Consider the following 14,658-nt stretch of genomic DNA (forward strand, 5'->3'; position numbering starts at 1 on the left):
GATGAGCACAGTATTGCTGCAACTTAACAACGTTCGGCAAGCTTATGGTGAGCAAGTCATCCTGCATGCCTTATCCTTGATCTTGCAAAAAGGGAACATCGGTTGTTTACTGGGTCCGAGTGGTTGCGGTAAAACCACCGCGTTGCGCTGTATTGCTGGTTTCGAGCCGATTTCAGCTGGAGAAATTTTGCTCAATGGCGCTTGTGTGAGCAGTGCAGACTTTTTTGTGCCGCCGGAACAAAGACAGATTGGGATGGTTTTTCAGGATTATGCGTTATTTCCACATCTTGATGTGGCCGCTAATATCGGCTTTGGTCTGCACCGATTAGCCAGAGTAGAGCGCGAGCAACGTATTGATGAATTGCTGCAGGTCGTGCATTTGACGGATATAGCCAGAAAATACCCGCATGAGTTGTCCGGTGGCCAACAACAACGCATAGCGCTTGCGCGTGCGCTGGCACCCAGGCCTGAATTGCTGTTGCTGGATGAGCCTTTTTCCAATCTGGACGGTGGATTGCGTGAGCGTTTAAGCATGGAAGTGCGTGAGATTCTGAAGAATCAAGGTACTACAGCTATCCTGGTGACCCATGATCAGGCTGAAGCATTTGCTATTGCCGATGAAATCGGCGTTATGCATCACGGTGAGATTCAGCAGTGGGATAGCGCTTTCAATCTCTATCATCGGCCGGCCAATCGTTTTGTTGCTAACTTTATTGGCCAGGGTGTATTTCTTCCGGGTAAGGTGATCAATGCACAGCAGATTGAAATCGAACTGGGGGTTTTAAAGGGTGAAATTGCGCAACAGTATGAAACCGTTTTTAATCAGTGTAATAACGGTGGCAGGGTCGATGTGTTGCTGCGTCCGGATGATATTGTGCATGATGATACCAGTTCTCTACAGGCTACAGTGGTTCACAAGGCATTTCGTGGCGCAGAGATTTTATATACCTTACGTCTTGCAAGTGGAGCAAAAGTGTTATCACTCGTGCCCAGTCACCATAATCACCTCATTGGCGAGAAAATAGGCATCAAGCTCGAAATTGATCATATTGTGGCATTTAATCAGTCATCGACAAATAGTCAGATTTTGAATTGATCTGTGTGCAAATTTTACCCAACAGGTTTTCTGATCACTTTTTTGAAAGAATGATACTTCCCTTTTAACAATTTTTTCTATAGCATAACAAATGAACGTTAATACCTTTCTTTTGCAGCTTATTCCAAGCAATCCCATAGACCAATCTCAGAGATAATGTTGAGGTTTACTATTCTTAAAATTAAATTGAATGAGGATTTCATATGAGTCAACATATTCATTACGTTACAGATGCTAATTTTGATGCAGAGGTTTTACAATCTACTACCCCTGTACTGGTTGATTACTGGGCAGAGTGGTGCGGTCCTTGTAAAATGATAGCGCCTCTACTGGATGAGATTGCAAGTGAATATGGTGAGCGCCTGAAGGTGGCTAAATTAAATATTGATGAGAATCAAATAACTCCACCAAAATATGGGATTCGAGGCATTCCGACATTGATGTTGTTTAAGAATGGAAATGTCGAAGCGACTAAAGTGGGCGCATTATCAAAATCACAGCTAACAGCATTTATTGACAGCCATATTTAAATTCGCTGGTCTTATGGGGATAGATTTATAAATTATATAAAATTTGTAAAGGCCGCATATTCCTTTTAATTATCCCATCTGTCACTACTTTCCTTCCAATATCATTATCTTTCATCTGAGTATTATTTTTTCACGAGCTTTTTCATGCGCTTATCTGATCTGAAGAACTTACATGTTACTGAATTAGTAAAAATGGCTGTCGAGAATGAAATTGATGGGGCCAATCGAATGCGGAAGCAGGATCTGATTTTTGCATTGCTTAAGAATCAGGCGCGCAAGGGTGAGAATATCTACGGCCATGGAACTCTGGAAGTATTACAAGATGGGTTTGGTTTTTTACGTTCTCCAGATACATCCTATTTGGCTGGACCTGATGATATTTATATTTCACCCAGCCAGATCAGGCGATTTAATTTACATACAGGGGATTCAATCGATGGTGAGATCCGTCCACCTAAGGACGGTGAACGCTACTTTGCACTGGTAAAGGTTGATAAGGTTAATAACGAACCCCCAGAGAATTCCAAACAGAAAATCCTGTTTGAGAACCTGACACCACTGTTTCCTGATGAACGACTGGTGCTTGAACGCGATATCAAGGCCGAAGAAAACATTACCGGTCGCATTATTGATTTGATCGCACCCATCGGTAAAGGTCAGCGAGGGTTGCTGGTTGCCAGTCCCAAATCGGGAAAAACTGTCATGCTGCAGCATATTGCGCATGCCATTGCGGCTAATTATCCGGATGTGATTCTGATGGTGCTGCTGATTGATGAGCGTCCGGAAGAAGTGACGGATATGATTCGCTCTGTCAGGGGAGAAGTGATTTCCTCCACTTTCGATGAATCAGCCATGCGACATGTGCAGGTGGCCGAGATGGTGATTGAGAAAGCAAAGCGTTTGGTAGAGCATAAGAAGGATGTCGTCGTACTGCTCGATTCGATTACGCGGCTGGCGCGCGCATATAACACAGTAGTACCTGCATCTGGGAAAGTATTGACCGGAGGTGTGGATGCCAGCGCGTTGCAACGTCCCAAGCGTTTTTTTGGTGCTGCTCGTAACGTCGAAGAAGGCGGATCGCTGACTATTATTGCAACTGCATTGATTGATACCGGTTCACGTATGGATGATGTGATTTATGAGGAATTTAAGGGCACCGGTAATATGGAAATTCATCTTGACCGGCGCATGGCCGAGAAACGCATATATCCGGCCATCAATGTAAATCGATCAGGTACACGCCGGGAGGAATTATTAATTCCACCGGATGTTTTGCAAAAAATTTGGGTTTTACGCAAATTGCTGCATCCGATGGATGATATGGATGCGATGGCGTTTTTGCTGGATAAAATCAAGGCGACTAAGAACAATTCTGATTTCTTTGATTCAATGAGGCGAGTTTAGGTATAGATTTCCGTAGTTGCACCGATACGTACATTCAAGGATAATACACGGCTTTTTAATCTTCCCCCTTAGGGATTGAATAATTGAGGATATTGGCAATGAAGGTAGACATTCATCCAGAATACCAAGAGATAACCGTTACTTGTAGTTGCGGTAATGTTTTTAAGACACGTTCCACCATGAACAAGGCTTTGAATATTGAAGTATGTTCGCTTTGTCATCCCTTTTATACTGGTAAGCAGAAGATTGTAGATACAGCGGGTAGAGTCGAGAAATTCCGTCAGAAATATAGCAAGCAGGCAGCTAAATAAATATTTGCAACAAAAGCTAGCTGGCTTCAGTTATAAGTAATGCTGCTTGGATAAGTTTTAATCGACCAGCATAGATAAACAAAAATTTGATTATTCTGGTTGGCTTTAACCAGAATAAGGTTCAATAATGTACAGCAAGCCAGATTGTTTCGTTATCTGGATCTGTCCATGCAACTTTATGTTTTTTGTGAGCGGGGATATTGATGAAATCTCCCTCATTAAGCTGTATTGATGGTTGGTCTTCAAAAGATAATACAGCTTTCCCTTGTAGCACCATGACCCATTCATTTTTTTCTTGGTCGTACCAGCCGGATTCCGGAGATTTTTGGCCTTTTGAAATAATCCTTTCTATAACGATCATATCGTGCTTGACCAGAGGCTCAAATAACTCTTTTTCTGGGTTATGAGGAATATTTAAGAAAATATTTTGTGCTTTCATATAATGTTGGCAAGATTGACTGCATATTTTCAGTGCATTGTAGATTAATTTTTTTCTAAAAGAAAAAGTGGGTTGTAAAAATCGATAAAGTAGTACTCCGCCTCTGTAACAATAGAACGAGAGAAAAACATGATACAGCGAATCGCATTGGTTACTGGTGCATCAAGTGGTATTGGACGAGCTACTGCCGGGCTTCTGGCTAGGAATGGCTTTTATGTGTTTGCTATGGCGCGACGTAAGGAAAGATTGGAAGAGATACGCTCCGATCATATTGAACCCATCCCGCTGGATGTTACCGATGTAGAAGCTATCAAAGCAGCGATCAGTCACATTATAACGACAAAAGGTCGCATTGATGTATTAGTGAATAATGCCGGTTTTGGCCAATTGGGTGCGGTTGAATGTGTGTCAATGGAAGCAGCTCATCATCAGCTTGAAGTGAATGTTTTTGGTTATGCCAGGTTTATGCAAGCAGTTCTTCCTTATATGCGCGAACAGCAGTCAGGATGTATTGTTAATATTTCTTCAGTTCTAGGTAAAATTGCGCTCCCTGGCTTTGGCTGGTATGCAGCATCCAAACATGCGGTGGAAGCTTTATCAGAAGCTTTGCGAGGGGAAGTTAAAGCTTTTGGAATTGATGTGGTAATGATTGCTCCCGGTTTGATCAAAACAGAATTTGTTACCAAGGAATTGGAATTGCTTAAGAAGGTGAAACATCCGCCTGCTTACCAAAAAATCATACTCGGGTTATATCGGCTTCTGGCTGGTGAGCCCCAAGCACCAGGTCCAGAAATAATTGCCAAAGCGGTTTTAGAAGCTGTCACTCAATCGATTCCTGCAGTACGACATGCATTGCCGTGGGATTCAAAGGCAGCTGTGATAGCCAGATGGTTATTGGGTGGTCGACTTTTTGCTTGGGCTACTCGTCAAAAGATGAGAATTTAGAAGTTTTTGATAGCAAAAAACTGGCTTAAGAATTGTCAATTCGTTATCTTAAATTGCTAAGGAAACACTGATTTATTCGGATACATCGATCAGAATGCTGAAGACTGATAGAATCCGCTGACTGATTTTTCAGCATGCTTAGATCACTATGAAAAATACTACAGTACTCAACCACTATTTCAACATCCTGCGCACTTAATGGCCTTGGATCATTTCAAATGATCGAACTTTCCTCCCGCATCAAATGCTGCATACGCTTTAATTCGCAATCCTTGGAAAAACAGTGACGTAGATAAGCATCAATTTGATAAGCATTAATTTTCAAAAATATTTTTTAACTTTATTGAGAGAATTGAAGCGTATATTGTCTATTTATTTAATATTCCGATGAGGTACGCAGAGCTTATAATTTATTTATTCTGCAGAGTAATCAGTATATGTATGATTATATTTCTATTTAATAAGTACTGTTCCAGATTATTAAAATTTTTATTTAATTGTCATACCGATTGCAAAATGATTATATGATTCTTACTGACTGTAGTATTGTAGTTAAGGCAGTGGAAGTAAGGGCGCATTACGAGTTACCTCATTATATTTATAATTATAAAGGAAAAGACTGATGGGATTAGCATATAAGTGGATAAAATTGATGGGGCTAGCGCTTATTTCTATTTTGGCTTTTTCTGCTTGTGATAATAAACCCAAAGAGAAAAAGCCTGGGCAAGCATTAGTTAGTATTAATGGCCAAGAAATTACTACGCTCCAACTTAATGATGAAATAAGGCGTGCTGGTGTTCGTGCTGATCAGTATGAAGAAGCCAGCAAAAAATTACTGGAGTCGCTGATTGCCCGCCAATTAATAGTCGATGAAGCGATACATAACAAACTTGATCGAACTCCTGAGGTTATGCAGGCCCGTGAACGAGCTAATGCTCAAATTATTGCGCAAGCATACTTGCAAGGCATAGTAAATAAAGTGGCTAAACCATCGCAAGCCGAGATTGATGAGTATTTCCAAAAGCACCCGGAGTATTTTGCACAACGCAAGCAATTTGATTTAACGGTAGTGCGCATTGCTTCGAAGGACTTTAGCGAGGAGCTAAAAGCAATTATAGATAGCGCTAAGTCTCTTGATGAAGCCACAGCCTGGCTTGGTAAACATAATGTCCAATATTCCCGTAATCTGACATCGCGTAGTACTACTGATTTGCCTTCTGAAATGGTGGCCATGATGTTAGAAAAAGGTAAGAATCATATTTTTATCATCAATGAGCAAGAGAGTAGCCTCCTGATTTCCATTAATGCTATTAAAAATAGTCCGATCACAGCAGCTGCAGCTGCACCACAAATTGAAAGATATTTGACTAATCAGAAGTACAAGCAAGCGACTGATGCAGAAATTGACCGCTTGCGCTCAGCAGCAAAAATAGAATATCTTAACGTTAAAGCACCAGTATCAAACACGGAAAGATCAGCTACCCAATCAACAATTATTATTCCTGATGTAACAGGTAACTTAAATTTACCTGAGTCAGTTTCAGAAGGTTCGATTGAACGTGGTATTATGGGTTTAAAATAAAAATGGATTTTAAGGTTTATTTCATCAAATTTATATGATGCAAATTTAATGGATTACGTAAATGGGTGTTTGTTATGAATAAAACAAAGCTATTGTTGGCATTGATTTTTATGCTCCTGTTAGTGGCTTGTATTAGCAGTGCAGTTGCTGCAAAACCTAAGGAAAATGTACTAGGACCCGGAGATACGCTAAAAATATTTGTCTATGGACATCCTGATCTTACTACTGAAACGAAAGTAAGTGAAGCAGGGAATATAACATTTCCATTGTTGGGCGAAGTATCAGTGAGCGGATTAACTCCTTCTGCTGCTGAAAGAAAGATAGTCAATCTATTGGAAAGTCGCGACCTCATACGTAAACCCCAAGTAAATATTTTTGCTGCTTCACTGCAAAGCCAAATGGTATCTGTACTTGGTTATGTTCGTAATCAAGGGCGTTATCCCATCGAAGGCAAGCGTAGTTTAACTGATATTCTTGCTATGGCTGGAGGCATCATTCCAGAGGGAGGAGAAGTAATTACTTTGGTTCGCTCTGATGGAAGCAAGCCTATCAAGGAAGTGATTGACGTTCTGGAAATGATTCGTTCTAGTGATCTGAGTCGAAATTTGACTGTGCGAAGTGATGATCTTATTTATGTCGAACGAGCTCCACGGTTTTATATCTATGGTGAGGTACAACGTGCTGGAGCTTACAGACTTGAACGAAACATGACAGTGATACAAGCATTGTCAGTAGGGGGGGGATTAACTCAGCGAGGCACTGAGCGTGGTTTGCGAATTCAGCGTCGCGATGCGGAAGGCAATTTACAAGTATTAACTGTTAATTCCAGTGATTTGGTTCAGCCTGATGATGTGATATATATCAAGGAAAGCTTATTTTGATATTTCCTAAAAAACCTGCGTTCTTTTTGCGAAGAAATACTGTCACTAAACCAAGTAAGATGAGATTTTAAATATGAATTATTCTCGATTTCTTCTGATCATACTGGCCCGTCGCAAGATTATTCTGCTTACACTTATTGTGACCGTCTTGACTACGCTGATTGTAAGTTTGTTATTGCCGAAAAATTACAAATCAACTGCAACGTTAGTATTGACTCATAAAGGGCCCGATCCAGTGACTGGAGTTATGCTGTCTGCACAACAGATTACAGGCCATATGGCTACTCAGTTAGATGTCATTAAGAGCTCCAAAACTGCATTAATGGTGATAGATCAACTCAAACTTGATCAGAGTGAAATTGTAAAACGGAATTATGAGGACAGCAGTACTAATATGGAATTACGTGACTGGTTGGCTGCTTTTCTTCTTAGAAATTTGAGTGTTGAAACCTCACGTGATAGCAGTGTGATCAGGATAAATTTTAAGAGTACAGATCCTGAATTTGCTTCAATCATTGCTAATGCCTTTGCAAATGCTTATCAGGAGATGAGTATTCGTCTCACAGTGGAGCCTTCGCAAAAGGCTGCCGCGTACTTTACCGATCAGTTAAACATGCTGCGTGAAAGACTGGAAACGGCACAGAAAAAATTGACATCGTACCAGCATGAAAAAGGAATTATTGATGCAGATTTTCGACTCGACGTTGAGACAAGACGATTAAATGATCTCTCTAGTCAATTGGTAGTTACTCAAGCAGAATTGATAGGAGCAGCATCAGAAAAAGGTAATAATTCTCGCGGTAATGAGACTCAAAGTATTGCTAGAAACGCAATGATTAGTAACCTTAAAATTAGTTTATCCCAAGCTGAATCCAAGTTTTCAGAAATTTCCCAGAAGCTGGGGCGCAATCACCCTAGCTACGCCGCAGCGAGAGCCGAGGTTGAAAAACTGCGGTCTGAACTTAATAGGCATATCAAAGCTACTACCAAAGATGCTATCAGCCAGGAAGCCGAGATTCGTGCGGCACTAGAAGAGCAAAAAGCTAAGGTGCTCTCTCTTAACCGTGCGAGAGATGAGCTTCACCTTCTGGTTAGGGAAGTTGAAGGCGCTCAGCAAGCCTATAACAATGCTATGCAGCGTTTAAATCAGACTACCCTTGAAGGTCAAGCTAATTTATCGAGTGTTTCTATCCTTGATACGGCAAAGACGCCAGATCAACCCGATAGCCCTAAGATATGGCTAAATATGGTTTTATCATTATTTTTGGGGACCTTGTTGGGGTTGGGGGTTGGTTTATTTGCGGAAATGATTGATCAGCGCGTGCGCTCAGCAGAAGACTTAGTTGATGTACTCCAGGCACCTGTTCTTGGTGTAATAAAGTGGGGAGCGCCGGAACAGAGGCGTTTGCCATTGCCTTGGCCGCGTTTGATGAGAAGAATCAACCTAAGCCTAAAATAGGAAAAGAAAATGAATACCTCCGGCTCCTCAGAGACTAAGAGACTTAGCGATTCTGCCTCTATTAGCACGAATACCTCTGCTATTCGAAAGTTTAGTATAGGTCATATTCTCCTGGATATGGGGAAAATCACCCCAATTGAAGCAGAACGTATATTGCATTTGCAAAAAGAGACTGGTCTGCGTTTCGGTGATGCTGCATTAAAATTGGGTTTAATCACAGAGGCAGATATTCAGTTAGTGCTGGCGCAGCAGTTTGATTATCCTTATTTATTACCAGGACAGGGAAATCATCCGCCAGAGCTAGTGGTTGCTTATCAGCCATTCGGTACTCAAGTTGAAGTTTTTCGTGCGGTGCGCAGCCAATTGATGTTACGTTGGTTTACTTCTGGGCATAAGGCATTGGCAGTTGTTAGTTATAACCCTGATGACGGAGTAAGCCTCTTTACGGCTAATCTCGCAGTAGTATTTTCACAGCTTGGAGAAAGAACATTATTAATTGATGCGAATTTACGCTGTCCGCAACAACATGAAATTTTTAATCTAAAAAATAAGCATGGCTTATCTGATGTTCTTGCCGATCGAGCTAATATTTTTGAGGTAATTTCTAAGATAGAATCTTTTGTTGATTTATCTGTTTTACCAGCGGGAACTCTTCCACCCAACCCCCTAGAACTTCTTAATCGTAATTCATTTGACGAACTGAATGATCAGCTTGCAGGCCAGTTTGATGTTATTCTTTACGATACCTTGGCTTTCTCAAGTGGAGTTGATGCATTAGCCATTGCTGCTCGTACAGATGGCGTATTAATAGTTGCACATAAGAACAATACTCGTTTGAGTGATATCAATGCTATGAATGAGCAACTGAAATATAGCGGCAGTGAAGTGGTGGGCTCTGTTCTGATTGATTTTTGAAATAATTGGCCATGCCTTTATTATCCAAACCATACATTTCAAGTTTAGTGATATCAGAATGGCCTGTTCTGCTGGGGTTACTTGCTTTATACATACCTACTTTCTATGATCTTTTTAATGGCTTATGGGCTACCGAAGAGCAGGCGCATGGGCCAATCATTTTATTTCTTGCACTCTGGCTTATCTATCGGCAGTGGCCAGGAATGATAAAAAAAAGCGAAGGTAAACTCACTTCAGTTTGGGGATGGATATTCTTTTTTATAGCTCTTCTACTTTATATTATCGGTCGTTCTCAACAGATATTAGTGTTCGAAATCGGTTCTTTTATCATAGCACTTGTAGCAATATTACTTATTAAACGAGGTGGTAGTGCGCTGAAAGCTATGTGGTTCCCAATTTTTTTCTTATTGTTTATGATTCCGTTGCCTGGTCAATTAGTTAGCTTGCTAACGATGCCCATGAAGATGGCTGTTTCGTACGTAGCAGAACATATTTTATTTTGGGCGAACTATCCTATAGCACGGAACGGAGTTATTCTTCAAATTGGACAGTATCAGCTTCTTGTGGCAGATGCGTGTGCTGGGTTGCAGACATTGCTAACATTGGAAGCGCTCGGATTGTTTTATCTGAATTTGGTTCATCATACTTCAGTTTTCCGGAATGTGACACTGGCCATTCTTATAATACCGATTTCTTTTGCCGCCAACGTTATTCGTGTTATTGTGCTTACACTGATTACCTATCATTATGGTGATGCTGCTGGACAGGGTTTTTTACATGGATTTGCTGGAATGGTTTTATTCATCAGTGCACTAATATTAATTCTTGGCGTGGATACATTATTGCAATATTTTGCAAAAACACAACCGATAAATATTCCACAGCTTAATAATAATTAGTCTGTCTGGGCAGTTATATCAACAATCGCAAATATATCGCGATAAAAACACCCGGATGGATAAGTCTTCGGTCGTAATTGTGGTGCTTGATTTCACTGACCAAAGAAATTGCATTTGTGAAATTTTCTTAATGCTGCTATAACCTGATTGGAAATATAGTTATAGGCGAAGAAATATTTCTTGTCTAATTGTTATTTCTTCAATAGAAGAAGACTGAGATTGAGGAAGGCAGGATCAAGATGGGTTTGGGTAAGTTACGCTATCTATTTTGTTATTGCCCTTACTGAAGTATCAGTTCTTCATAAGTATTCGTAGTTATGAATTTTTAATCAGTGATAAAGATAATACGGTATCGTTTTGAGTGACCAAGAGGAAGTCAATGAGAAAGTCTTTAATTACCAGCATCACTATGGGTATATTGATGGTGTCATCTGGGGCTTTAACTATGGCTCTGACTCCAACTACAAGAATTGCTGATCAGCAGGAGAAAGTTAACCTTGAAATGATGATTCCTGAGAAGTTTGGGGACTGGCAAATTGATAAATCAATTGTGCCATTGCAAGTAGATGCCGAAACACAAGCTAAGCTAGACAAGATATATAATCAAACGTTGGCACGAACCTACGTTAATTCTCGGAATGAGCGGATTATGCTTTCTATAGCATATGGGGGAGACCAAAGCGATAACTTGGCAGTGCATAAGCCTGAAGTATGTTATTACGCGCAAGGTTTTGAGATAATGAAAGCTTTATCTGACGAATTACTTACGCAATACGGGAAATTACCTATCAAACGCTTACTAGCGGTTAAAGGTAATCGTAACGAGCCTATAACTTACTGGGTAACGGTTGGTAGCAAAGCAGTTTTGCCGGGGCTTGATCAGAAATTGCAGCAACTGCGCTATGGTTTGACTGGGAATGTGCCTGATGGGGTATTAGTAAGAGTTTCTTCCATAGATACAGATAATGCTAATGCTTATCAATTACAAGCTATTTTTATTCAGGATTTATTGTCAGCTGTTGATGGCAAGGAACGTGTCAGATTAATAGGAATTTTTGAAGTATAAAATGCTCTTTTAGCAGCGTATGAAATCAAACAAGTTTAGTTAATTCGAATAACGGAATGCTTGATCTTATGGGTTTAATTCCCTGTTTTGCGGGGTTAATTTTTACATCGTAAGATATAAGGTAGAGTCTACTATTCATAAACTCAAAATTACTTCAAAGTTATTGAATTAGCTAAGATGTATTTAATTATCTGAACAGTAACGGTGTGTATCGTAAAACTACCGATTAATAACTTGGAGGACCTGACAGTGAAGGGTTATGAAAATTTAAGAATTAGCTGTCGCGAGGAATTAATTACTAAATAATACGTAGTGACTTGGGGGGTGCAATTATGGCTACAGAAATAGAATTACTTTCCGATAAATTTTATATTAGTCAAGTTGCGGTCGCGATGGCTAGCTAGCACAATGAATTCATTACTTAATTCAATAGATAGCGATGTAGCGCTTTCATATGCTGAGAATGACTCTGATTTTTTCTGTATGTTTGTAGTGTGTCAGGAATAATTCCTGTTCTGGAAACGTCATTTTATCCATAAATGCTTAAGTTAGTTCAACAAATGATGACAAAGATATAGTATCTTGCGGTACGAATTAGTTATGAAAGCATCATCTTTCGTGTTAATGATTAATAAGAATTCACAATCAAATGTATTGCTGACTATTTTAGTATCGGTTAGTGCCCTATTTTTGGCAGTATTAAGTGGCATACTTGCAGCATTTGGTAATTTATATTTCCTACTTGCTTTGCTGGCGCTGTATGGGATTTTCTTTATTCTTATTACACCCGTTGCATGGATCATCTGGATTATTTTCTGTGCAACTTTTTTAATCAGTGGACCGAGTGCATATTTTTTTCGATTCACACAACTTCAATGGCTTACGGTATTGGTAGGTGCAGCGTTGTTGTTGTCTGTAGTGCTTCACCTGCTGCGAAACAAAACTAGCATTCTATCAGTTCGGATTTCAAGTGATCTTGTATGGCCTGTTATTTTTATTGTATTAATATTCTTTTCCACGATCATTGATCAACCTCAATTTGCGGATTTTGTGAATGCCTCCCGCCACTACTTATTCATGTGGCCATTAATGCTGGTGTTTATGTTCGGTCTCGTAAGCCCTGAAACAATGATGCGGTTATGGAAGGCCCTCTTAATTGTAGCGGTACTGCAGCTGCCTATGGCAATTTATCAATATTTCTTTGTGGCTGCAAAGAACGCACGATATTCTCCGTGGGATGCCGTAATAGGCACATTTCATGGCAATATCGAAGGCGGTGGCGATAGTGCTGCAATGGCCGTCATGTTATTAATTGCTATGCTAATCGCTATTGCATTATGGCGTGAAGGTAAGTTACATGTTGGCTGGATGGCTTTGGTAGTGGTAGCAGGGCTTTGCACGCTGAGTTTGGCGGAAGTTAAGGCTGCGGTCATGCTACTGCCGGTTGTTTTTGGCCTCTACTACCGCAGAGAGCTAGTGCAGCGACCCATTGAGTCGGTTGTGGTTATAATCGGCGCACTTCTGCTGGTCGGTAGTATATTTACCGCTTATGAAAAGCTTCACTATGACAATATTTCCATGCATACATTCAAAAGTGATCAGGTTGTTTCAACTTATGATCGTGTGCTAAGGGCATTAAGTCCAGATGCAGAGACTGGAAGAGGGATCGAGTTGGGTCGCGTAAATCATATGAATCTCTGGTGGGAGTTCAATATCGAAAGCGGCGATGTGCACCATAGCTTATTTGGCTATGGCATGGGTGCAACAGATGCCAGTAAAATTGGTGTGGGTGAGTTGGCGCAACGTTTTCCCTATCCACTCCAAAAATCTTCTACCCTTGTTCTGCTATGGGAAGCAGGTATTGTAGGACATCTGGCATTTCTTCTGATACTGCTACAGGGAGCAAGAACTTCGGGGCGCATCGCCAAAAATGAAACCATTCCAGAGATTCACCGTATCTTTCTTAGAGTGGGTGAAACTGGCTTATTGCTGCTTGCCATAACATTGCTTTACAAAAATTTTCATTTTTACTCCATACCTATCCAGTTCCTGATGATGCTACTGCTTGGTCAGGCTGGTTATTGGTTACGTTATGTAAAGGCAAATCCTGAGAGGTGAGTTATAGTGCAAATTTAATCTCAATATTCTGATTGTAACGCTTAAGGTATTGCCGTTGTGAATCTGTTTCCATCTGGATAGATGCAGTGATACCGTTTACTCTTTCTGTTGCCGTGTATTTGTTTAAAGGGAGTTTATATATGAAGATTGATTTTTTGGGGATAGGTGCGCAGAAATGTGCGTCTACTTGGGTGCACCGAGTCTTGTCTGATCACCCAGAAGTAGCAGTCTATCCAGGTAAAGAAATAGATTTTTTCTCATATTACTATAATTTCGGATATGAATGGTACGAGAAGCATCTAGGCGATACGAGTTCCGCTAAGGCAGTAGGTGATATATCAGCTTCATATTTTTCTGATTTGGCAGCACCCGATCGGGTATTTCTTTATAATCCAAATATGCGAATCATTCTTTCTCTACGCGACCCAGTAGAGCGTGCTTACTCTAATCACTTGTTTGAAGTTAAACTAGGTCATGTAACCGGTCAGAATCTTGATTTTGAGAATGGGCTGAAAAATAATCCCATGTATTTAATGCAATCACATTACGCGCAGCATCTTGCTCGCTGGTTTGCAGTTTTTCCAAAAGATCAGATATTAGTTATTTTTCAGGAGGATATTCGTGATTATCCCTTGGTACAAGCACAAAATTTATATCGTTTTCTGGGAGTATCTGAAGATCACCAATCCTGGTTTCTGGATAAAAAAGTTAATGAAAGTCGAGTCGTTAAAAACTCCAGCTTGGATTCTTCTCTCAAGAAGCTGGGAAAGCTCGGTCGATCTGTAGGTGGCAGTGGAATAGTTGAAGCAATCAAGAAAAGTGATTTTGTTCGTCGTTTACGTCGCAACTATAACCAGATTGACTTACGCAAAGTTATTCCGCCCATGCGCGAGGATACAAGAATCCGTTTACAAGAAATGCTGGCTGAAGATATGCGCGAACTGGTACATCTGCTTGGACGGGAGAATCTACCTTGGCCAAGTTGGTCAGCAGTGCAGAAGAAGTCATGATGG

Annotated in this window: 14 protein-coding genes; 13 read left to right on the top strand and 1 reads right to left on the bottom strand. The window is 40.5% G+C overall.

Translation table 11 applies throughout. The features are described 5' to 3' along the window. The first annotated feature begins 1 nt into the window (after position 1). From BM021_RS01590 to rpmE, 4 genes are all read left to right on the top strand, one after another. On the top strand, positions 2 to 1,096 hold the full coding sequence (locus tag BM021_RS01590) for an ABC transporter ATP-binding protein (protein WP_090717999.1): 1,095 nt from the start codon (positions 2 to 4) through the stop codon (positions 1,094 to 1,096). Positions 1,097 to 1,299: 203 nt separating this feature from the next. Next, positions 1,300 to 1,626: a thioredoxin TrxA gene (gene trxA / locus BM021_RS01595; protein ID WP_090718001.1), complete on the top strand. Its 327-nt coding sequence runs from the start codon at positions 1,300 to 1,302 to the stop codon at positions 1,624 to 1,626. 144 nt (positions 1,627 to 1,770) lie between these two features. After that, complete coding sequence (gene rho, locus BM021_RS01600) at positions 1,771 to 3,030, top strand: transcription termination factor Rho (RefSeq protein WP_090718004.1); 1,260 nt, start codon at positions 1,771 to 1,773, stop codon at positions 3,028 to 3,030. 98 nt (positions 3,031 to 3,128) lie between these two features. Beyond that, positions 3,129 to 3,341 carry a 50S ribosomal protein L31 gene (gene rpmE, locus BM021_RS01605; RefSeq protein ID WP_090718008.1) on the top strand — a complete coding sequence of 71 codons (213 nt, stop codon included), beginning with the start codon at positions 3,129 to 3,131 and terminating at the stop codon, positions 3,339 to 3,341. 121 nt (positions 3,342 to 3,462) lie between these two features. On the opposite strand, the gene BM021_RS01610 is transcribed toward rpmE, so the two are convergent. Beyond that, positions 3,463 to 3,780: a cupin domain-containing protein gene (locus BM021_RS01610; RefSeq protein WP_090718011.1), complete on the bottom strand. Its 318-nt coding sequence runs from the start codon at positions 3,778 to 3,780 to the stop codon at positions 3,463 to 3,465. A gap of 129 nt (positions 3,781 to 3,909) precedes the next feature. Here BM021_RS01610 and BM021_RS01615 point away from each other — a divergent pair, with 129 nt between their 5' ends. From BM021_RS01615 to BM021_RS01655, 9 genes are all read left to right on the top strand, one after another. Beyond that, entirely contained in the window at positions 3,910 to 4,725 is an 816-nt protein-coding gene (locus BM021_RS01615) for an SDR family NAD(P)-dependent oxidoreductase (RefSeq protein WP_090718013.1), read from the top strand. 622 nt (positions 4,726 to 5,347) lie between these two features. Continuing rightward, complete coding sequence (locus BM021_RS01620; RefSeq protein ID WP_090718016.1) at positions 5,348 to 6,307, top strand: EpsD family peptidyl-prolyl cis-trans isomerase; 960 nt, start codon at positions 5,348 to 5,350, stop codon at positions 6,305 to 6,307. Between the two features lie 74 nt (positions 6,308 to 6,381). Then, positions 6,382 to 7,188 carry a polysaccharide export protein EpsE gene (gene epsE / locus BM021_RS01625; RefSeq protein WP_090718019.1) on the top strand — a complete coding sequence of 269 codons (807 nt, stop codon included), beginning with the start codon at positions 6,382 to 6,384 and terminating at the stop codon, positions 7,186 to 7,188. Positions 7,189 to 7,261: 73 nt separating this feature from the next. Further along, entirely contained in the window at positions 7,262 to 8,647 is a 1,386-nt protein-coding gene (gene epsF / locus BM021_RS01630; RefSeq protein WP_090718024.1) for a chain length determinant protein EpsF, read from the top strand. 9 nt (positions 8,648 to 8,656) lie between these two features. Then, positions 8,657 to 9,562 (top strand): chain length determinant protein tyrosine kinase EpsG, encoded by a 906-nt coding sequence (gene epsG, locus BM021_RS01635; protein ID WP_090718027.1) that lies wholly within the window; start codon positions 8,657 to 8,659, stop codon positions 9,560 to 9,562. 11 nt (positions 9,563 to 9,573) lie between these two features. Then, positions 9,574 to 10,461 (top strand): exosortase B, encoded by an 888-nt coding sequence (gene xrtB, locus BM021_RS01640; RefSeq protein ID WP_090718030.1) that lies wholly within the window; start codon positions 9,574 to 9,576, stop codon positions 10,459 to 10,461. A 379-nt stretch (positions 10,462 to 10,840) separates the two neighbouring features. Beyond that, the gene (epsI, locus tag BM021_RS01645) at positions 10,841 to 11,527 is read left to right on the top strand and encodes an exosortase-associated protein EpsI, B-type (RefSeq protein WP_090718032.1); all 687 of its coding nucleotides are present in this window, start codon (positions 10,841 to 10,843) and stop codon (positions 11,525 to 11,527) included. 600 nt (positions 11,528 to 12,127) lie between these two features. Next, the gene (locus tag BM021_RS01650; RefSeq protein ID WP_090718035.1) at positions 12,128 to 13,645 is read left to right on the top strand and encodes a hypothetical protein; all 1,518 of its coding nucleotides are present in this window, start codon (positions 12,128 to 12,130) and stop codon (positions 13,643 to 13,645) included. A 140-nt stretch (positions 13,646 to 13,785) separates the two neighbouring features. Further along, entirely contained in the window at positions 13,786 to 14,655 is an 870-nt protein-coding gene (locus BM021_RS01655; RefSeq protein WP_090718038.1) for a sulfotransferase family protein, read from the top strand. Positions 14,656 to 14,658: the final 3 nt, after the last annotated feature.

It is taken from the genome of Nitrosomonas sp. Nm166 (assembly GCF_900112825.1).
In the GTDB taxonomy this organism is placed as follows: Bacteria; Pseudomonadota; Gammaproteobacteria; order Burkholderiales; family Nitrosomonadaceae; genus Nitrosomonas.

What these genes read in the sequence shown, in the direction of transcription:
- BM021_RS01590 (WP_090717999.1), top strand. Translation starts at nt 2, where the DNA reads ATGAGCACAGTATTGCTGCAACTTAACAACGTTCGGCAAGCTTATGGT.
- trxA (WP_090718001.1), top strand. Translation starts at nt 1,300, where the DNA reads ATGAGTCAACATATTCATTACGTTACAGATGCTAATTTTGATGCAGAG.
- rho (WP_090718004.1), top strand. Translation starts at nt 1,771, where the DNA reads ATGCGCTTATCTGATCTGAAGAACTTACATGTTACTGAATTAGTAAAA.
- rpmE (WP_090718008.1), top strand. Translation starts at nt 3,129, where the DNA reads ATGAAGGTAGACATTCATCCAGAATACCAAGAGATAACCGTTACTTGT.
- BM021_RS01610 (WP_090718011.1), bottom strand. Translation starts at nt 3,780, where the DNA reads ATGAAAGCACAAAATATTTTCTTAAATATTCCTCATAACCCAGAAAAA.
- BM021_RS01615 (WP_090718013.1), top strand. Translation starts at nt 3,910, where the DNA reads ATGATACAGCGAATCGCATTGGTTACTGGTGCATCAAGTGGTATTGGA.
- BM021_RS01620 (WP_090718016.1), top strand. Translation starts at nt 5,348, where the DNA reads ATGGGATTAGCATATAAGTGGATAAAATTGATGGGGCTAGCGCTTATT.
- epsE (WP_090718019.1), top strand. Translation starts at nt 6,382, where the DNA reads ATGAATAAAACAAAGCTATTGTTGGCATTGATTTTTATGCTCCTGTTA.
- epsF (WP_090718024.1), top strand. Translation starts at nt 7,262, where the DNA reads ATGAATTATTCTCGATTTCTTCTGATCATACTGGCCCGTCGCAAGATT.
- epsG (WP_090718027.1), top strand. Translation starts at nt 8,657, where the DNA reads ATGAATACCTCCGGCTCCTCAGAGACTAAGAGACTTAGCGATTCTGCC.
- xrtB (WP_090718030.1), top strand. Translation starts at nt 9,574, where the DNA reads ATGCCTTTATTATCCAAACCATACATTTCAAGTTTAGTGATATCAGAA.
- epsI (WP_090718032.1), top strand. Translation starts at nt 10,841, where the DNA reads ATGAGAAAGTCTTTAATTACCAGCATCACTATGGGTATATTGATGGTG.
- BM021_RS01650 (WP_090718035.1), top strand. Translation starts at nt 12,128, where the DNA reads ATGAAAGCATCATCTTTCGTGTTAATGATTAATAAGAATTCACAATCA.
- BM021_RS01655 (WP_090718038.1), top strand. Translation starts at nt 13,786, where the DNA reads ATGAAGATTGATTTTTTGGGGATAGGTGCGCAGAAATGTGCGTCTACT.